The sequence below is a fragment of the Mesorhizobium yinganensis genome, from assembly GCF_040081985.1.
Taxonomy (GTDB): Bacteria; Pseudomonadota; Alphaproteobacteria; order Rhizobiales; family Rhizobiaceae; genus Kumtagia; species Kumtagia yinganensis.
On sequence record NZ_JBEBMH010000018.1, the window covers coordinates 27,615 to 47,076 of the forward strand.

The following is a 19,462-nucleotide window of genomic DNA, read 5'->3' on the forward strand; positions in this document are numbered from 1 at the left end:
GGTATACGGCCCCTTTTTGCTAGCGCATCTCGCTTGGCGCTTCGGCTCCGATCAGTCCAAGTCCGGACGTGATGACATCCAAGACCGCCTGGACCAATCCGAGCCTGGCATGCGTCAATTGTCGGTCGGTAACCTTAACAAACCGTAAGTCTATATTTTCGTTGCCGCGGTTCCACTGTGCGTGGAACGCGCTGGCCAGATCGTAGAGGTAAAATGCCAGCCGATGCGGCTCCAACGACTGTGCAGCCGACTCGATCAGCCGCGGATATTCGGCGAGCTTACGGACCAGCGCGATCTCGCTCTCGTCGGACAGCATCGCCACGTCCTTCGCCAGAGCGGCCCGACTCGCGTCGACCTCGCCGAGTTGCTCCGCCGCCTGCCGGAACACGGAGTGGCAGCGGGCCGAGGCATATTGCACGTAGAAGACTGGATTGTCCTTCGACTGCTCCGTCACCTTGGCGAAGTCGAAATCCAGCGGCGCGTCGTTCTTGCGGTAGAGCATCATGAAGCGGATCGGGTCGCGGCCGACCTCTTCCACCACCTCGCGCAAGGTGACGAAATCGCCCGAACGCTTCGACATGCGCACCGGCTCTCCGTTGCGGTAAAGCTTCACCAACTGACAAAGCAGCACGGTGAGTTTGAGGCTGTTGCCGCCGACGGCGCGCGCCAGCGCCTCCATGCGCTTGACGTAGCCGCCATGGTCGGCGCCGAGCACGAAGATGGTGTGGTCGAAGCCGCGCCGCACCTTGTCCTTGAGATAGGCCACGTCGGCGGCGAAATAGGTGAACTGGCCGTCCGACTTCACCAGCGGGCGGTCGATGTCGTCGCCGACAGCCGTCGAGCGGAACAGCGTCTGCTCGCGGTCCTCCCAGTCGTCCGGCTTCTCGCCCTTGGGCGGCGGCAGCTTGCCCTTGTAGATGTGGCCGGCCATGGTCAGTTCGGCGATCGCCTTGCGGATCGCCTTGGCGTTGTCGGCATGCAGCGAGCGCTCGGAGAAGAACACCTCGTGGTGGACGTTGAGCAGCGCCAGATCCTCGCGGATGATCGCCATCATCGCGTCGATCGCCCTGTCCTTGACGATTGCCATCGCCTCGTCGTCCGGCATCTTCAGCAGCTTGTCGCAATAGTCGGCGGCTAGCTGCTTTCCGAGCGGGATGAGATAGTCGCCGGGATAAAGGCCGGAGGGGATTTCGCCAATGTTCTCGCCCAGAGCCTCGCGGTAGCGCAGCAGCACCGAACGCGCCAGAACGTCGATCTGCGCGCCGGCATCGTTGATCAGATATTCCTTGGTGACGTCGTGGCCGGTGAAGGCCAGAAGATTTGCGAGCGTGTCGCCGACGACCGCGCCACGGCAATGGCCGACATGCATCGGCCCGGTCGGATTGGCCGAGACATATTCGACGTTCACCTTGCTGCCCACGCCCATGGTCGAGCGCCCGAAATCGGCGCCGAGTTCGATCAGGCGGGCGAGATAGTTCTGCCAGTAGCCGTGACGCAGCCGCAGATTGACGAAACCGGGACCGGCGACGGAGGCTTCGGCGACATCCGGGTCGGAGCGCAGTCCGGTGGCGATGGTTTCGGCCAAAGCGCGCGGGTTCTGCCCGGCAGCTTTCGCCAGCACCATCGCGGCGTTCGTCGCCAGGTCGCCATGGCTGGCATCGCGCGGCGGCTCGACGGCGATGCGCGACAAGTCGAGCGCAGTTCCGTCATTGCCTTTCAATTCAAGGCCTTGAACAACCCTCTTGATCCGATCATTGAAGTCGGCGAAAACGTTCATCACTTTAGTCCTGGAAAAAGCGGGCACGCAGCAGGCTCCTGCCTGCCGGAAACGCGCCTGCCCTATCGCAAATCCGGCTGCCGGTCAAACAAGCGCGAATATTCCTTGACCGCGTAGGTGTCGGTCATTCCGGCCAGGAAATCCGCGACGTGGCGGGCTTTCACGCGCGGCTCGGCGCGGTCGAGCCCCTCGCGCCAGCCGTCCGGCATGGCGCGCGGATCGGCATAGTAGGCATCGAAGAGTTTTCGCACGATGCGGTCGGCCTCGACGCGCACGCGCACCACTTCCGCATGGCGGTACAAGTTCTTGAACAGAAAGGCTTTCAGTTCCTTGTCGTCCGCCGCCATTTCCGGTGAGAAGGAGACGATGGCGCGGCCCGCGCGGCGCACCGCGTCGGCGCTGTCCGGTTTTATCTCGGCAAGGTTGCGCTTGGAGGTGACGATGACGTCCTCGACCATCTGGGTGATCTGCCGGCGCATCAGCTCATGCCCGGTGCGCACTGCGTCGAGGGCGGGATAGAGGTTTCCTACCTCGCCAAGAATCCGCCCTGGCAGCGACACCTCGCGCAGCATGGCGAGCGTCAGCAGGCCGGCGCGGAGGCCGTCATCGATGTCGTGGCTGTTGTAAGCGATGTCGTCGGCAATCGCTGCGCATTGTGCCTCCAGGCTGGCGTAGCGGTCGAGTTCGAGGTCGTGCAGTTCGTTGTAGTCGAGGATGGTGCGCGGCACCGGGCCTTTCAGCCCCTGCCCGTCCGGGCCGACCAGCGGGCCGTTGTGCTTGACCAGGCCTTCCAGAGTCTCCCAGGTGAGGTTCAGCCCGTCGAACTCGGCGTAGCGGCGCTCAAGCCTTGTCACGATGCGCATCGACTGGGCGTTGTGGTCGAAGCCGCCCCACTCCGCCATCTTGTCGTTGAGAGCATCCTCGCCGGTGTGGCCGAAGGGCGTGTGGCCGAAATCGTGGACCAGCGCCAGAGCCTCGGCCAGATCCTCGTCGCAGCGCAGGGCGCGCGCCAGCGCCCGTGCGATCTGCGCCACCTCGATCGTATGGGTCAGCCGCGTGCGAAAATGGTCGCCTTCGTGCGCGACGAAGACCTGGGTCTTGTGTTTCAGCCGGCGGAAGGCGGTGGAATGGATGATGCGGTCGCGGTCGCGCTGGAACGGCGTGCGGGTGGGACTTTCCACCTCGTCGAACAGCCTACCCCGGCTCTGCTCGGGATCGCAGGCATAGGGCGCGCGCGGCCGGTAGCCGAAGCCGATGTCGCCCAGTTCGCCCTGAACCATATTTTGCCGCCGGTTGACTTGCCCCCGCCCGCTTCATACCTATTGCGCAAGCGCGAACGCAAGGTGACGCCATGAATGCCGACGCCAAGTCTACCATGAAGGTCGAGATGACGGATGCCGCTGCAAAGCGCATCGCGGCAATCGTCGCCAAGGAACCCGGCAAGACCGCATTGCGCGTCACCGTCGAAGGCGGTGGTTGCTCGGGCTTCTCCTACAAGTTCGACCTGACCGACGCCCGCAACGACGACGACGTAGCGGTCGAGAAGAACGGCGCGACGGTGCTGATCGACGATCTGTCGCTGGTTTACATGGGCGGTTCGGTCATCGACTTCGTCGACGACCTGATGGGCCAGTCTTTCCAGATCAAGAACCCGAACGCCGTCGCCTCCTGCGGCTGCGGGACAAGTTTTTCGATCTGACGGCCTACACGCCGGCGAATTCCAGAAATTCCTGGATCATTTTCTCCAGTTGCGCAGGCCCGCCCGCCCCTTCGAACTTGTTATCGGCCGTGCGGACGACGTACCAATCGATGTCATCGTCGTAATTGTACGTCTTTTCGGCCAGCGTCCTGCCGTCGAGGTTGGTGCCTCGGAGATCGACCTTTAGCCTCCAGCCAGGATTGTCCAAAGTTCCTATGGCCACGCCGTAGCCGTGCTCCCAGTCGCCGTCACATTGACTCGCGTACCATTGCTGCAACTGGCTGAGCACCGATTGCTTCTCCACCATTCGCTCCTGGTTCGTGGGAAACTTCAGAATCGATGATCTGATCCGGTATCTGCCCTTACGCTCGTTCCGGCGAGGCTGGGACGATCTGGTCCTTGATCTTGTCGTCAAGCGCCGCAAGTGCCGCCTGGAGTTTTCCGCGCAGGCGGCTGGCGCGGGCGGCATCCATCCCCGAAATATCCAGCATCAGCGACAGGCCCTCGTCGTGCTCGTTGATCACCGTCGTCTTCTCGTCGCCGATGCAGGTATGCTCGACCAGATACGGCACGATGGACCGGCTGATGCCTTTCATGCTGATCTGCTCGATCGGCCGCGCGTCGACCATGTCCTTTACATGCGCCAGCGTTTCATAGCTCATCACGATGCCGCCGGCCGGCGCGACGCTCTGGAACCGAGCCGCAAGGTTGGCCTCGGCGCCGATGATCGTATAGTCCATGCGGTCCTCGCTGCCGAAATTGCCGACATTGCAGAAGCCGGTATTGATGCCCATGCGCACTCGGAAGGGCTGCTCGATACCCTGATTGCGCCACTTCACCTGCAGTTGCCGTAGCCGCTCCTGCATGGCCACGGCCATCCGCAGGCAGGCACGCGCATCCTCGCGCGCCCCGAGGGTGGTGGGATCGCCGAAGAATGCCAGGATCGCGTCGCCGATAAATTTGTCGATCGTCGCGCCATGCGCCTGGGCGATCCGCGACATCTCGGTCAGATATTCGTTCAGCAGCGCAGTCAGTTCCTCCGGCTGCATTCGCTCGGTCGTGGCGGTGAAGTCGACGATGTCGGAGAAGAAGATCGTCAGCTTCTTGCGCTCGGCGGTCACCTTCACGTCACGCTCGCCGCTGAACACGCTCTTGTAGATTTCCGGCGACAAATATTTGGCGATCTTGAGCGACACAGTCGCCAGGAAATTGTTGGCGTCCTTTAGTTCGTTGTTGATCGTGGCAAGCTGCCGGGACTGCCGCCATTGCAGGACGATGAAGGCGATGCCGGTCGCCACCGCCACGCCGAAATAGACGAAGATGTAGCGGAAGCCGAGCGAACCGAGCGTCAGGGGCTGCGTCACCGAGACCGACTGGATGCCGCGAACGTCGCCCACCTTCCAGTCGTGCTTGGGGCTTGCCGGATGGGTGTTGTGGCAGGCCACGCAGGGTTCCGTCATGAGTATGGGCGCCGAGACGCGAACGGTCGGGCTCCAGCCGCCCTCGACGGTTTCCAGCGTCTGGATCGACGGATCCTTACGGAAATCCGCCAGCGCCTGTTTCTGGAACGGGTCGAGCACGTGCGGCTGACGGCCGGCAAACGGATAATCGGAAACGAAGTCGTAGCGCACCGTATTGTCGCGCAAACTCGTCAGCTTGCCGATCTCAAGCGAAAAGGTCGCCGGGATCGGTATGGCTCCCGGAACGTGCCGGAAATTGTCGGTCAGCGTGACCTTTGTGTCGCCCGCCTGCTGGATGCGGCCCACGACCTCGGTGGCGTAGAAGCCGCGAATGTCGTTGATGATCTTGCTGATGTCGTTAGCCTGGCGCCGCGACAGTTCCTCCGTCAGGGCGCGCAGGTCGAACAGCACTGCGACCGGCAATGCCACCAGCAGCAGGATGACGGCCACGACGGCGGGCCAGACCCGCCGATAGGTCCCGGGCTCAATCGAGCTTTCCGTTTCACTCATGATCCACCCCCGATACGGCTGCGCCCACAACCAGGCCACGCCCGCATCCGAACGCCGGAAGGTAGCGATTCATGACTGCCCCGGCTACGACAATGTGAGGCTCACCCAAAGATCGTGGCGGCTTTGTGGAAGGACATGTTGGATTCACCACAGTTCGACCGTGGCCGAAACATCGGTCGACGGCCATGACTTATAAGGGGCTGCGAATTGCCAATAGCTCAGTGACACAGAATGCCTTCCACAAAACCCAACATGACCGTCGAACTCTCGCTCCTGATACTGCTCGCCAGCCTTTGGGGCGCATCCTACAGTTTCATCAAGATCGGCGTGGAGACGATCCCGCCGATCACGCTGATCGCCGCCCGCACTTTGATCGCCGGCTTGATCCTGCTCGCCGTGCTCCGCCTGCGCGGCCTGCGCCTGCCGACGGATGCCAAGACCTGGGCACGCTTCCTGGTGCAGGCAGTCCTCAACAGCGCCGTCCCTTTCACGCTCATCGCCTGGGCAGAGCAAACCGTCGACGCAGGGCTTGCCGCGATCCTCAACTCGATGACGCCGATCTTCGCCTTCCTGCTGACGGCGCTGATCGTCCGCCACGAGCAGGTTACGACAAGAAAGCTGTTTGGCGTGGTAGCCGGCCTGGCTGGCATCTGCCTGATCATCGGCATGCAGGCGCTGAACGGTCTCGGCGATGCGCTGTGGGCGCAACTGGCCGTGGTCGCCGCAACTGTCTGCTATGCGGGCGCGGCGATCTTCGGCAAGAATTTCAGGGGACTGGACCCGATGATGCCGGCGGCCGGCTCGCTGATTTGCGGGGCAATCATCCTGATCCCCCTCAGCCTCGTCGTCGACCGGCCATGGACGCTCGCCCCGTCGACCGCTTCGATGCTCGCGCTGCTCGGCCTGTCAATATTCTCGACGGCGCTGGCCTTCGTCATCTACTTCCGGCTGATCCACACGCTGGGCTCGGTCGGCGCGACGGCGCAGGCTTACCTGCGCGTGCCGATCGGCGTCGCCATCGGCGTGATCTTCCTCGGCGAGACCGTCACGTCGACCGCCGGCATCGGGCTTGTCTGCGTGATTGCCGGTGTCATTGCCATGACGCTGCCCGGCCGCAAGCGGGATATTGCGGCTGCCTGATCGGCCAACCAGTGCCTTTCCCGAAAAACATCGGGAGCGCCGGTCGAGGCGCTCCCGCATTCCATTCGGTTTTATGCGGGACCTCAAGCCTCCGCAGCCATCGCAGCCTCACGCACATCCTCTTCGGCGGGAGCCGACGCGCCGTTGAAATAGACGTTGAGCAGCACGGCCGAGAGCGAGGCGAGCAGGATGCCCGATTCGATCAGCGGGTGGATGGCGTGCGGCAGCCACATCTTGAAGTCCGGCGCCACCAGCGGGATCATGCCGAACCCGATCGAGACCGCGACGACGAACAGATTGTTGCGGTTGGTCTTGAAGTCGACGTTCGACAGGATGCGGATGCCGGTCGCCGCCACCATGCCGAACATGACCAGCCCTGCCCCGCCGAGCACGAAGACCGGCAGAGCCTCGACCAGCGCGCCCATCTTCGGCACCAGCCCGAGCACGATCAGGATAACGCCGCCGGCCACGCAGACGAAGCGGCTCTTGACCCCGGTGACACCGACCAGGCCGACATTCTGCGAGAAGCTGGTATAGGGGAACGTATTGAACAGTCCGCCGATGACGGTCCCCAGCCCGTCGGTGCGCAGGCCGGCCGACAGCATCGGCTGCGTGATCTTCCTGCCCGTCATGTCGCCGAGCGCCAGAAACATGCCGGTCGATTCGATCATCACCACAATCATGACCAGCACCATCGTGACGATCAGGATCGGATCGAAGATCGGCACGCCAAAGCGCAGCGGCGTCACCAGTTCGAACCAGCCGGCGCTGGCCACCTTGTCGAAATGCATCATGCCGAGCGCGGCGGTGATCACCGCGCCGACGACGATGCCTGCCAGCACGGCGATGTTGGCGATGAAACCCTTTCCGAAGCGGGCGATCAGCAGGATCGAGACCAGCACGATCGCCGAGATCGCAATGTTCGACAGCGGCGCATAGGCGACATTGGGAGCGGTGGCGGCAAGCCCCAGTCCGGGCGGCAGCGCCGGCACAACGGCGTTGGGCGCTGCCGCGAGGTCGGCGACCGCCTTCAGCCATTCGGCATGCTCGGGCGCCACGAGCTTCGGCGCGGTCGGCCCCACCGGATTGCCAAAGATCCAGTTGATGCCGATGCGCATCAGCGAGGCGCCGATGACGACGATGATCGTGCCAGTCACCACCGGCGGAAAGAAACGCAGCATGCGGCTGACCAACGGCGCGATCAGGATGCCGACTACGCCGGCGCCGATGATGGCGCCAAAAATCATGCGGGCGCCGTCCGGTCCCGGATTGGCGTTGGCCATCGCCACCATCGGCCCGACCGAGGCGAAGGTTACGCCCATCATGACAGGCAGCTTGATGCCGAACCATTGGGTGGCGCCGAGCGACTGGATCAGCGTGACCAGGCCGCAGACGAACAGGTCGGCCGAGATCAGGAATGCCACCTGCTCCGGGTCGAGCTTCAGCGCACGGCCGACGATCAGCGGCACGGCGATGGCGCCGGCATACATGACCAGCACATGCTGGATGCCCAGCGTCAGCAGCCTGGGTGGCGGCAGCATTTCGTCAACAGGATGGGTGGCGGATGACATGGCTCTTGTTCCCCGTTATCAAAGTCCGGGCAGCATCCGATGGTGCCGCACGGCACGCTCCCCGCTTCGGGGGATTTGTAAGCATTGCCGCATTGCGCGGATTCGACCATCAAGAAGTGTTTGAAGATGTCGTGAGGGATTCATGAAAATCGCCACCTGGAACATCAACGGCGTGCGTGCCCGGATCGGCAACCTGACCTCCTGGCTGCGCGACAGCGCCCCCGACATCGTCTGCCTGCAAGAGATCAAGACGGTCGACGACCAGTTTCCGCGCGCCGAGATCGAGTCGCTCGGCTACCACGTCGAGACGCACGGCCAGAAAGGTTTCAACGGCGTGGCATTGCTGTCGAAGCTGAAGTTCGACGAGGTCAATCGCGGCCTGCCCGGCGACGATGCCGACGAACAGGCGCGTTTCATCGAGGGCGTCTTCTCGACCGAGAAGGGCGTGTTGCGCGTGGTCTCGCTCTATCTGCCCAATGGCAATCCGATCGGAACCGAGAAATTTTCGTACAAGCTCGGCTGGATGGAGCGGCTGGAGCGATGGGCCTCTGACCGGCTGGCGCTGGAGGAGCCGCTGGTGCTGGCCGGCGACTACAATGTGATTCCCGAAGCCGGCGATGCGAAAACCCCGGAGGCCTGGGTGAACGACGCGCTGTTCCAGCCGGAAAGCCGCCAGGCGCTGCGGCGGCTGGTCAATCTCGGCTTCACAGACGCCACCCGCGCCGTCACCGATTCCAACGATGTCTACACATTCTGGGATTACCAGGCCGGCGCCTGGCAGAAGAACAACGGCATCCGTATCGATTTCCAACTGCTGTCGCCGGAAGCGGCAAACCTGCTCGGTTCAGCGTCCGTCGAAAAACATGTGCGGTCGTGGGAAAAGCCGTCGGACCATGTGCCGGTGGCGATTGAACTCGCGGCGTGAGCCGGCGGCTTACTGCGAGCCCTTGGTCAGATAGTCCTCCGCCAGCGCGATCGCCGTGCGGCGGTCGGCTTCGGGAGCAAGCGCAAAGGCCTCCTCCTGCATGCCGCGGATCCAACTCTTGTCGGTCGCCGGGGCCCGCTCGAGTGCCGCCGTCATCATCGCCAGCCCGCGTACCACCTTGCCGCTCTGGAACAGCAGGTTGCCAAGCGTTGCCTGAGCACCGGCATGGCCCTTCTCGGCCGCGAGCTGCAGCCAGCGGCCGGCCTGTTTGATGCTCTTCTTCACGCCATCGCCGTTGAGGAACATCTTGCCCATTTCGAACTGGGCATTCGGATTGCGATAGTTCGCCGCCGCGCGCATGTAATATTGCTGGGCCGCCGCCGGATTGGCCTCGATTGGGCTACCCGGAATGCCGCTCTGCCAGTAGCTGCCCAGCGCCACCAGCGCATCGGACATATAGCTTTCCTCAGGGCTGCCCGGTTCGACATCCTGTTCCGCAATCTCGCTGAAGAACTTGAAAGCCTCGTAGTCGTCACGGTCGACCCCGTCGCCCTCCGCATACATGCGCGCCAGCTTCCAAGTGGCGCCGAGCTGGCCTTTTTCCGCCGCGTAGCGATAGGCCTCGACGGCTTGGTCCTTATGGCCATTCTTGTATGCGCTGAAGCCGAACTGAAACACAGCCCAGGGATTGGACTGCGCCTTCACCTCGCCCTTGTCGTCGAAAATGCGTTCGTCGAAGGCCCGCGCCGGAGCGGCGGCAAACACCGTCGCGGCCAGAAGCGCCGTCATCACACCCGATCTCAAAACAGACGAACTATGCATAGCAGTCTTTTTCTGAACTCCCGGTGGCCAAGCCTGCAAAAACCAAAGCGTCCGCCACCGGCATATTGTTCCAGCGGGCTGAAACCAACCGACGCCGGCCGCCCGCCGTTCCCGTCTCTCTTGGCCGCGCCCTCATCCGACGCGAAAGGGACCGCAGGACAGCCTTGCCGGCCCGGACGATGAAACGCCCGAACGCCGCCGACTGCACATCGCGGTCCCCTGAAATTTCGTGCCCGTTGCCTGGGACACATCCGCCGAAGCGAAACCTGGCCGGGTCCACATCCCCGCCACGTCGATCGACCATTGGAAGATGCCGATCCAATTCGACCAAAGTGGGGCGACCGGCCTTCGCGACACGAGTCTCGACCGCAATTGCCGCATCGTCATCGCCGGATAGGCAGGATCTGGGGTCAGTAACTTTCAGAATCGACTGATTCTGCCGCGCCGCGCTCGAAGCGCCATCGCCCAGACAGGACTTGAAAGGTACAAAACCGCGCATTCTTTTCCTGACCGCTTAACCGGCGGCTTCGGGTCGTCACAGGCCCCGCCTTGGACACCATTCCCGGTGCTCCGGGTTTATGGCGGGATGTGGGCAACTCCGCCCGGCCCGTTTGTACCGCAATCCTTCTTGAGAAACTGTTGCTGAATCGTCACAAATCGCGCCGATGACGTTGCTTGACAGGGCTCGACCAGCCTGACGATTCCCGGCTATCCCCCGTCCGCACAAACAAAAACCCCGCCGAAAAACGGCGGGGTCATCAGTTTGATGGAACCGGGACTGGCCCGGCTCCGTCGCAATCATTCAAAGGATTAGTTGACGGCATCCTTCAGACCCTTGCCGGCCGTAAACTTCGGCACGGTGCGGGCCGGGATCTTAACTTCCGCGCCGGTCTGCGGGTTGCGGCCGGTGGACTCGGCACGCTTGGAAACGCTGAAATTGCCGAAGCCGACGAGACGCACGTCGCCACCCTTCTTCAACTCCCCGGTGATCACCGAGAACACTGCCTCGACCGCGGATTGAGCGTCGGTCTTGGAAAGCTTAGCCGAATCCGCAACCGCGGAAACCAGTTCGTTCTTGTTCATCAATCTTCCTTCCATGAGAAATCCGGGACCAGGGACGCAACCGCCGGATAACGGACCTTATCGGAGTTTCTTGTACCAACTCTCCCTGCCGGGCCACCGCCAACGCGGCAGAAACCCCGGAGTTCCGCCGTTTGTCACATGAAAAAGCCGGGCGCAAGGCCCGGCTCGTCAATAGTCGCGCATTCCACCCAAGAATTAGTGGGCGAGCGCCTTGCCAGCGTCGTCACCGGCCTCCGGCTTGGCCGGAATGGCTTCCGACGGCTCCGTCCACTCAATCGGCTCGGGCATGCGAACCAGCGCGTGGCGCAGCACCTCGCCGACCCTGGAGACCGGCACGATCTCCATACCGCTCTTCACGTTGTCGGGGATCTCGGCCAAATCCTTGGCGTTCTCCTCGGGGATCAGCACCTTCTTGATGCCGCCGCGCAGCGCCGCCAAGAGCTTCTCCTTCAATCCGCCGATCGGCAGCACACGGCCGCGCAGCGTGATCTCGCCGGTCATGGCGATGTCCGCCCGCACCGGGATTCCGGTGAGCACGGAGACGATCGCCGTCGCCATGGCGACACCCGCCGACGGACCGTCCTTGGGCGTGGCGCCTTCCGGAACGTGGACGTGGATGTCGCGCTTGTCGAACAGCGGCGGCTCGATGCCGAAATCCAGAGCCCGCGAGCGGACGTAGGACGCCGCAGCCGAGATCGATTCCTTCATCACGTCCTTCAAATTGCCGGTGACCGTCATCTTGCCCTTGCCGGGCATCATGACGCCTTCGATCGTCAGCAATTCGCCGCCGACCTCCGTCCAGGCAAGTCCCGTGACAACGCCGACCTGATCGTCCGATTCCGCCATGCCGAAGCGGAAACGCGGCACGCCGAGATAGTCCTCGAGGTTCTTCGCCGTGATCTTCACCGACTTCTTCTTGGTCTTGATGATCTCGGTGACCGCCTTTCGCCCGAGCTTCATCAGCTCGCGCTCGAGGCTGCGCACGCCGGCCTCCCGCGTATAGGTCTGGATTATGCCGCGGATCGCCTCATCGGCAACCGAGAACTCCTTGGGCTGCAGCGCGTGGTCGCGCACCACCTTCGGCATCAGGTGCCGCTTGGCGATCTCGACCTTCTCGTCCTCCGTGTAGCCGGCGATACGGATGATCTCCATGCGGTCCATCAGGGGCGCAGGGATGTTCAGCGTATTGGCCGTCGTCACGAACATCACGCTCGAAAGGTCGTATTCGACCTCCAGATAGTGATCCATGAACGTCGCGTTCTGCTCCGGGTCCAGCACCTCCAGCAACGCCGAAGACGGATCGCCGCGGAAATCCTGGCCCATCTTGTCGATCTCGTCGAGCAGGAAGAGCGGGTTGGACTTCTTGGCCTTCTTCATCGACTGGATGACCTTGCCGGGCATCGAGCCGATATAGGTCCGCCGGTGGCCGCGTATCTCGGCCTCGTCGCGCACGCCGCCCAGCGCCATGCGCACGAACTCGCGGCCGGTCGCCTTGGCGATCGACTTGCCGAGCGAGGTCTTGCCGACGCCGGGAGGGCCGACGAGGCACAGGATCGGCCCCTTCAGCTTCTTCTGGCGGCTCTGCACAGCCAGATATTCGACGATGCGGTCCTTGACCTTGTCGAGGCCAAAGTGATCGGCGTCGAGAACTTCCTGAGCGAAATTCAGGTCCTGCTTGACCTTAGAATTGCGCGACCATGGGATCGACAGCAGCCAGTCGAGGTAGTTGCGCACCACCGTCGATTCGGCCGACATCGGAGACATCGAGCGCAGCTTCTTCAGTTCGGCTTCCGCCTTCTCGCGGGCCTCCTTGGAGAGCTTGGTCTTCTTGATGCGCGCCTCGATCTCGGCGGCCTCGTCGCGGCCATCCTCGCCCTCGCCGAGTTCCTTCTGGATCGCCTTCATCTGCTCGTTGAGGTAATATTCGCGCTGCGTCTTCTCCATCTGGCGCTTGACGCGCGAGCGGATGCGCTTCTCGACCTGGAGCACGGAAATCTCGGCTTCCATGAAGCCCATCGCCTTCTCCAGCCGCTCCTTGACGGAGAGCGTGGCGAGCATTTCCTGCTTTTCGGGAATCTTGATCGCCAGATGCGAGGCAACCGTGTCGGCGAGTTTTGAGAAGTCGTCGATCTGGCTGGCGGCGCCAACCACTTCGGGCGAAATCTTCTTGTTCAGCTTCACATAGTTCTCGAAGTCGGAGATCACCGAGCGCGACAAAGCCTCGATCTCGATCTCTTCCTCGGCCGGCTCCTCGAGCAAGACGGCGCGCGCTTCATGGAAATCGCCGCGCTCGGTGAAGCTCGCGATCTTGGCGCGCGAAGTGCCTTCGACCAGCACCTTGACGGTGCCGTCGGGCAGCTTGAGCAGTTGCAGGACATTGGCCAGCGTGCCGATGTCGTAGATCGCATCGGCCTCCGGATCGTCGTCGGCGGCGTTCATCTGGGTGGCGAGAAGAATCTGTTTCTCGGCCCCCATCACCTCTTCCAGCGCCTTGATCGATTTTTCACGCCCGACGAAGAGCGGCACGATCATGTGCGGGAACACCACGATGTCACGCAGCGGGAGCACCGCGTAGACGCCATTGCCGGGTGTGCGGGGTAGTTTGGCCATCTTAAAACCTTTCTTCCGCGGCCGCCTTCAGCCAACCGCGAATCTTATTCTAGCGGGCACAAGCCTTTCCGCCTATTGCCGAATGGTGCGGGTTCTTAGCACGGAAGGATGCCCCTGGCTTCACCGTGTTAGTTGGCGTTGCGCCGACAAAAGATCAAGGGCGTGTACGCAGCCATCATGGCCAGTTCCAGCCTACAAGCTTTCGACTTGATCGCAACCGCGTCTTCCGCGACACTCCGGCACGTCGAGGGTGGCAGTCCAGAGTTCGAAAAGCATGTTCCTTTTCCGTGTTGAGCGTCGCGTTCCTCGCGCCGAAGCGGCCGTCCTGTGAAAATCGATCGCCGTGGACTGCTGACGGGCGGCGCCCTGCTCGGCCTCGCCGCCGCGACGCCGGCGGCGTCGGCTGCCCCTTCCGAAGCGCGAAAGCCGGGCGCCGTCCCGCGCAAGCTCAAAAACGTCGCCGTCTATGTGCCGGGTTATTACCCCGACCACGCCTTCGCCAATGGCAAGCCGGTATCGAGCAACCGGCGCTTCAACCGCAACCTTCCCGATACGGACGGCCTGCAGAAGATGCTCACGCGCATAGGCTTCGACGGTTCCATCAGGCAGACGCTGCTGCCGGTCGCCGCCCACGACGTCGAAGTTGCGCCCGACCGATCGATCGGCGTGCTGTGTTCGATGGATGGGCGCAATCATATCGCCTTCGATCCGGACACGCTGGAGATGGCGGCCCTTGCGCCATCGTTCAAAGACGGTTGGAACGGCGGCGGCCACGCCGTCTTCCTCGACGGAGGCCGAACCGTCGTCATGTCCGAGCGCGCGCCGACAGCCGTCTATCACGGCAAGCCCGAGGCCCATTATGGCCGCCTGACCATCCGCGACCCCAATACCCTCAAGATCGCCGACAGTCATTCGACCTTCGGCATCGATCCGCACGACATTAGGCTGACCTCCGACGGCAAATACATCGTCGCGGCCAACTACGGCTCCACGGTTTCGGCCAAGACCGGCGCTCATACGGTGCCGCGCACGGTAGTAGAGGCATCGATCACGGTGGTCGAGCTTTCCAGCGGGAAGCTGGTCGACAAGCGCAAGACAGGGCGCGGCAAGGTCGAGTTGCGCCACCTCGCCGCCGGAAACCTCGACCGCATCTTCGCCATCCAGGCGCTCTACGGCAGCGACCGCGAGGACGCGCGCAACCATGCTGACGACAATGTCGCCTACGAAGCAGACGTCACCACGGAAGCCGGCCAGAACTATATGCCGGCGGCAACGCTCAAATACGACGCCTCCCGCAAGACGATCGGCAAGATGGGCGACCGTGCCGCCAACAGGCTGATGCGCCACGGGCTGTCCATCCGCTACGACGAGCGCCACGACCAGGTGCTGGCGAGCTATCCCAGCACCCACCAACTCATGGTCTTCGACGGCGCCACCGGCGGCATCGTGGAACGCCTCGACACGCGCACCATCGGCATGCGTTATCCCTGCGGCATCACGCTGCTGCCTGACGGCGCGCATTACGCCGTGACCGGCCACTGGGAGAACCTCTTCGTTTTCGAGCGAGGCTCGCACCGTCTCGTGCGCGAACTCTGCCGCTATCCGATGTTCTTCGGCCACAGCCACATCACGTCGGCGTAGCCAAAAATCAGATCACGACGAAATCGGCGTTCGTCAGATCCGCATTGTTGGTGATCGTCGCGAACTTGATGGCCGCGAAAGCCGTGCCGGAGCCGTCGGCATCGTAGTAAAGATTGCCAGTGCTCTGCTTGTAGATGATCCGGTCGTTCGCATCGATCGCCGCGAGGTCCATGTTCTTGAAGGCCGATGCCGACAGCGGGCCGAGCGTCGTCAGCGCGGTGAAGAACTGATTGTCGAGGTGTATGGTGTCGGCAGCGACATTGTAGTCGGTGATGGCGTCGACGTTCGTGGCGGCGTTCAGCTTCGAGTTGAAGATGAAGACGTCCTGCCCGGCACCGCCGCTCACCACATCCTTGCCGCCATATCCCTTGATGAAGTCGTCGCCCCCTCCCCCGGCTATGATATTCACGCCGTTGTCGCCGAAGAGCTGATCGGCAAAACCGCTGCCGGTCAGGTTCTCCACGCCGAAATAGCTGTCGCCCGCTGCCTCGCCCCTGTTGATGGACGGATTGGCAAGGCTTGCAACCACGCCCGCGGCTGCCTCGGCATAGGAGGCGGTGTCGTTGCCGTCCGACCCTTCCAGCGTGTCCGCGCCGAGGCCACCGATCAGGATGTCGTCACCGCTGCTGCCTGCCAAACGGTCGTTGCCGGCGAGGCCTTTCAGCGTGTCGGCACCGAGATTGCCGTCCAGCGTATTGGCTCCCGCGTTACCGTGGAGGGTGTCGTTCAGGGTCGAGCCGCGCAAGTTCTCGATTGAATTGTAGGTGTCGCCCGCGGCATTGCCGGTGTTGAGCGTCGGGTCGGTCAGGCTGACCGTGACACTCGTTCCCGAATCCGAATAATCCGCCACGTCGACGCCGGAACCGCCGCTGAGATAGTCGGCGCCGGAACCGCCGCCGCGCAGGAAATCGTCGCCCGCGCCGCCAAACAGCTTGTTATTGCCGCCCGCGCCAAAGAGTTCGTCGTTGCCGTCATTGCCGAAAATGGTGTCGGCAAGGTTCTTGCCGTGGAAGAAGTCGCCGCCTGCGCTGCCATTGTAGGTCCAGGGCAACACGAAGAAGTTGTTCTCGATCGGCACCGAATTGCCAGTCTGGAAGGCGGTGATGAATGAATCGCGGAAGGTCACACCGTCTATCGCAAGGCCGGTAATCTCGAACAGCGGCGAAGAGGTGACGACATTCCCCTGGGCAGCGCCGTCGAGAATGACGCTCACCGAGGTGATCGTGCCTCCGCTCGGCAGGCCGTCGGCGCCATAGGTGATATTGGTGCCTTTGACGACGATTCCGCCGGGACGGATGTCGAACGCCCCCGGCGAACCCGCGGCGTCGGCGCGGCCCCAGACAAACCCGTCCGCCGTCTTGAACAGGATATCGCTGCCCGCTTCCTTCTGTGCGGCCTGGGTAAGTTGAAAGCTCAACATACCGCCAAGCCCGAGCACATCGGAGTCGGCGATCTGGTTGACGGTCGGCATGGTTTTCCTCCGGGTTCGAATGGACCAGACCACGCCCTGGCGGCCCGATACGTAGCCTTCGCGACCGACGCTCCGGCACTTCAGTTGGAGAGTCGTTCATTGTATGTTGCAAACTTGCACGTCTATTGTATCGAGACGATGGCGGCGCGTCAGGCTGGTGTCACCGAAGTGGATGTCCCTCCGACATCCGAGCGCCGCATCGGCGGCGCCGGCTCAACAGCCCATTCAGCCTTCGATATCGGCGGGGTCCGGGTCAGTTGCTGGGAAACGGGTGCCAGATCGGCTTTTCAGGGGCCCGGCCGGCTTGCGCACGCCAAATCCCCAAAACGCAGGCACGCAAAACAAAACGGCGCCCGAAGGCGCCGTTGGAAACTCAAAAGGCTCCAGCCGGTCAGGCGGTGGCGCCCTTCTTTTCCTTCTGCTCGGAATAGATGTAGAGCGGCCGGGCGCTGCCGGTCACCACTTCTTCCGAAATCACCACTTCCTGAACGCCTTCAAGCGCCGGGAGTTCGAACATGGTGTCGAGCAGGATGGCTTCCATGATCGAGCGCAGGCCGCGCGCGCCGGTCTTGCGCTCGATGGCGCGCTTGGCAATGGCCGACAGCGCGTTCTCATGGAACGTCAGTTCGACGTTCTCCATCTCGAACAACCGCTGGTACTGCTTGACCAGGGCGTTCTTCGGCTCGGTCAGGATCTGGATCAGTGCCGGCTCGTCCAAATCTTCCAGCGTCGCCAGCACCGGCAAACGGCCGACGAATTCCGGGATCAGGCCGAATTTCAGCAGATCTTCCGGCTCGACCAGGCGGAACACGGCGCCGGTGCGCCGCTCTTCCGGCGCGGCCACCGTCGCGCTGAAACCGATCGACGTTTTCCGGCCACGATCCGAGATGATCTTGTCCAATCCCGCGAAAGCGCCACCGCAGATGAACAATATGTTGGCGGTGTCGACCTGCAGGAATTCCTGCTGCGGATGTTTTCTGCCGCCCTGCGGCGGCACGGAGGCGACCGTGCCCTCCATGATCTTCAGCAGCGCCTGCTGCACGCCCTCGCCCGACACGTCGCGGGTGATTGACGGGTTGTCGGACTTGCGCGAAATCTTGTCGATCTCGTCGATGTAGACGATGCCGCGCTGCGCCCGCTCGACATTATAGTCGGCCGACTGCAGCAGCTTGAGGATGATGTTCTCGACGTCCTCGCCGACATAACCGGCTTCGGTCAGCGTCGTCGCGTCGGCCATGGTGAAGGGCACGTCGATGATGCGGGCCAGCGTCTGGGCAAGCAGCGTCTTGCCGCAGCCGGTCGGGCCGATCAGCAGTATGTTCGACTTCGCCAGTTCGACGTCGTTGTTCTTGGTGGCATGGGCCAGCCGCTTATAGTGGTTGTGGACGGCGACCGACAGCACGCGCTTGGCGTAGGGCTGGCCGATCACATAATCGTCGAGAACCTTCAGAATCTCCTGCGGTGTCGGCACGCCCTCGCGCGACTTCACCATCGAAGTCTTGTTCTCTTCACGGATGATATCCATGCAGAGTTCGACGCATTCGTCGCAGATGAAAACCGTCGGGCCGGCGATCAGCTTGCGCACTTCGTGCTGGCTTTTGCCGCAGAACGAGCAGTACAGCGTGTTCTTGGAGTCGCCGCCGCCGGAACTGACCTTGCTCATAATATCCAAGTCCTTTTAGTGCCGCCTCGCCGGCGAAGCGGCCAAGCGTCGGCATCGAGTATTAGCCGCGGAAACGCCCGAACGCCAGCAGTTTGGCGCATACGGGGCTTCCGCACGAAACTCATTCCTGAAGGCGCGGCCGCAGTCCCGTTGGTCACATGCAAAGCTAAGCCGTCGAAAATCAACATAGGCTTAACGTAGGTCGCACGTCCCGTCGAGGGAACAGCAAAATGTGTCCGAATTGCCGCAGCTCGCGTCAAAAAAGTGTCATTGGGCGCAAGCGTCGGATTTGTCGACATTATCCCTGCTGAAGTGCCTCTGCCGCTTCGCGGCTGGAAATGACCTTGTCGATCAGTCCGAAATCCCTGGCCTCGTCGGCGGTCATGAAGTGATCGCGGTCGAGCGTCTTCTCGATTTCCTCATAGGGCTTGCCGGTGTGCTTGACGTAGACCTCGTTGAGACGGCGCTTGAGCTTGATGATGTCCTGCGCATGGCGCTCGATGTCCGAGGCCTGGCCCTGGAAGCCACCGGAGGGCTGGTGCACCATGATGCGGGCATTCGGCGTGGCGAAGCGCATGTCCTTGTGGCCGGCGGTCAGCAGAAGCGACCCCATGGAGGCCGCCTGGCCGATGCACAGCGTCGAGACAGCTGGCTTGATGAACTGCATGGTGTCGTAGATCGCCATGCCCGACGTCACCACGCCGCCCGGCGAGTTGATGTAGAGATTGATCTCCTTCTTCGGGTTCTCGGCTTCGAGGAACAGGAGTTGCGCGCAGACCAGCGTCGCCATGCCGTCCTCGACCGGACCGGTGATGAAGATGATGCGTTCCTTGAGCAGCCGCGAGAAGATATCGTAGGCGCGCTCGCCGCGGTTGGTCTGCTCGACCACCATCGGGACGAGGTTCATGTAGGTTTCGACGGGGTTCTTCATCGGGCGTCCGTTGTTTGGGTGAATCGCCTTCCCAGGCGGAATCGTGCGGTGTTGCGTTGTTCCGTAAATAGGATGCCGCCTCCGCCTTGCGCAAGGCCGACCGTTGAACGCGGCGAAGTAACCTTGCGCGTTAACGAAACCTTAAAATTCCACTTTCCC

At 62.6% G+C, this 19,462-nt stretch carries 16 protein-coding genes; 4 read left to right on the forward strand and 12 right to left on the reverse strand.

What is annotated here, in order from left to right; genetic code table 11:
• Nucleotides 1-19: 19 nt before the first annotated feature.
• Nucleotides 20-1,777: an arginine--tRNA ligase gene (argS, locus tag ABMA59_RS25520; RefSeq protein WP_349008199.1), complete on the reverse strand. Its 1,758-nt coding sequence runs from the start codon at nucleotides 1,775-1,777 to the stop codon at nucleotides 20-22.
• A gap of 62 nt (nucleotides 1,778-1,839) precedes the next feature.
• Nucleotides 1,840-3,057 (reverse strand): deoxyguanosinetriphosphate triphosphohydrolase, encoded by a 1,218-nt coding sequence (locus ABMA59_RS25525; protein WP_349008200.1) that lies wholly within the window; start codon nucleotides 3,055-3,057, stop codon nucleotides 1,840-1,842.
• A gap of 71 nt (nucleotides 3,058-3,128) precedes the next feature.
• Here ABMA59_RS25525 and erpA point away from each other — a divergent pair, with 71 nt between their 5' ends.
• Complete coding sequence (gene erpA, locus ABMA59_RS25530; RefSeq protein WP_349008201.1) at nucleotides 3,129-3,476, forward strand: iron-sulfur cluster insertion protein ErpA; 348 nt, start codon at nucleotides 3,129-3,131, stop codon at nucleotides 3,474-3,476.
• A gap of 4 nt (nucleotides 3,477-3,480) precedes the next feature.
• Here erpA and ABMA59_RS25535 read toward each other — a convergent pair whose 3' ends face one another.
• Nucleotides 3,481-3,780 (reverse strand): immunity 53 family protein, encoded by a 300-nt coding sequence (locus tag ABMA59_RS25535; protein WP_425475985.1) that lies wholly within the window; start codon nucleotides 3,778-3,780, stop codon nucleotides 3,481-3,483.
• Between the two features lie 58 nt (nucleotides 3,781-3,838).
• Nucleotides 3,839-5,446: an adenylate/guanylate cyclase domain-containing protein gene (locus ABMA59_RS25540; RefSeq protein WP_349008203.1), complete on the reverse strand. Its 1,608-nt coding sequence runs from the start codon at nucleotides 5,444-5,446 to the stop codon at nucleotides 3,839-3,841.
• Between the two features lie 231 nt (nucleotides 5,447-5,677).
• Between ABMA59_RS25540 and ABMA59_RS25545 the strand changes: the two genes are divergently transcribed.
• Nucleotides 5,678-6,586, forward strand: a complete 909-nt coding sequence (locus tag ABMA59_RS25545; protein ID WP_349008204.1) for a DMT family transporter — start codon at nucleotides 5,678-5,680, stop codon at nucleotides 6,584-6,586.
• Between the two features lie 83 nt (nucleotides 6,587-6,669).
• Here ABMA59_RS25545 and ABMA59_RS25550 read toward each other — a convergent pair whose 3' ends face one another.
• On the reverse strand, nucleotides 6,670-8,157 hold the full coding sequence (locus ABMA59_RS25550) for a nucleobase:cation symporter-2 family protein (RefSeq protein WP_349008205.1): 1,488 nt from the start codon (nucleotides 8,155-8,157) through the stop codon (nucleotides 6,670-6,672).
• A 142-nt stretch (nucleotides 8,158-8,299) separates the two neighbouring features.
• On the opposite strand from ABMA59_RS25550, the gene xth reads away from it, so the two are divergent.
• Nucleotides 8,300-9,082, forward strand: a complete 783-nt coding sequence (gene xth, locus ABMA59_RS25555) for an exodeoxyribonuclease III (RefSeq protein ID WP_349008206.1) — start codon at nucleotides 8,300-8,302, stop codon at nucleotides 9,080-9,082.
• Between the two features lie 9 nt (nucleotides 9,083-9,091).
• Here xth and ABMA59_RS25560 read toward each other — a convergent pair whose 3' ends face one another.
• The 4 genes from ABMA59_RS25560 to lon form a co-directional block, all read right to left on the reverse strand.
• Entirely contained in the window at nucleotides 9,092-9,904 is an 813-nt protein-coding gene (locus tag ABMA59_RS25560; protein WP_349008207.1) for a tetratricopeptide repeat protein, read from the reverse strand.
• The gene (locus ABMA59_RS25565; protein WP_349008208.1) at nucleotides 9,897-10,403 is read right to left on the reverse strand and encodes a hypothetical protein; all 507 of its coding nucleotides are present in this window, start codon (nucleotides 10,401-10,403) and stop codon (nucleotides 9,897-9,899) included. The genes ABMA59_RS25560 and ABMA59_RS25565 overlap by 8 nt, the downstream gene beginning before the upstream one ends.
• 311 nt (nucleotides 10,404-10,714) lie before the next feature.
• Nucleotides 10,715-10,987, reverse strand: a complete 273-nt coding sequence (hupB, locus tag ABMA59_RS25570) for a DNA-binding protein HupB (protein WP_349008209.1) — start codon at nucleotides 10,985-10,987, stop codon at nucleotides 10,715-10,717.
• A 195-nt stretch (nucleotides 10,988-11,182) separates the two neighbouring features.
• Entirely contained in the window at nucleotides 11,183-13,597 is a 2,415-nt protein-coding gene (lon, locus tag ABMA59_RS25575; protein ID WP_349008210.1) for an endopeptidase La, read from the reverse strand.
• 327 nt (nucleotides 13,598-13,924) lie between these two features.
• Here lon and ABMA59_RS25580 point away from each other — a divergent pair, with 327 nt between their 5' ends.
• Nucleotides 13,925-15,238, forward strand: coding sequence for a YncE family protein (locus ABMA59_RS25580; protein ID WP_349008211.1), 1,314 nt, complete (start codon nucleotides 13,925-13,927; stop codon nucleotides 15,236-15,238).
• A 7-nt stretch (nucleotides 15,239-15,245) separates the two neighbouring features.
• Here the strand turns inward: ABMA59_RS25580 and ABMA59_RS25585 are convergent, their stop codons facing one another.
• From ABMA59_RS25585 to clpP, 3 genes are all read right to left on the reverse strand, one after another.
• A complete protein-coding gene (locus tag ABMA59_RS25585) occupies nucleotides 15,246-16,709 on the reverse strand; it encodes a calcium-binding protein (protein WP_349008212.1) in 1,464 nt (487 codons plus the stop codon).
• 391 nt (nucleotides 16,710-17,100) lie between these two features.
• Nucleotides 17,101-18,372: an ATP-dependent Clp protease ATP-binding subunit ClpX gene (gene clpX / locus ABMA59_RS25590; protein WP_349008213.1), complete on the reverse strand. Its 1,272-nt coding sequence runs from the start codon at nucleotides 18,370-18,372 to the stop codon at nucleotides 17,101-17,103.
• Nucleotides 18,373-18,670: 298 nt separating this feature from the next.
• Nucleotides 18,671-19,303: an ATP-dependent Clp endopeptidase proteolytic subunit ClpP gene (gene clpP / locus ABMA59_RS25595; RefSeq protein WP_349008214.1), complete on the reverse strand. Its 633-nt coding sequence runs from the start codon at nucleotides 19,301-19,303 to the stop codon at nucleotides 18,671-18,673.
• Nucleotides 19,304-19,462 lie beyond the last annotated feature (159 nt).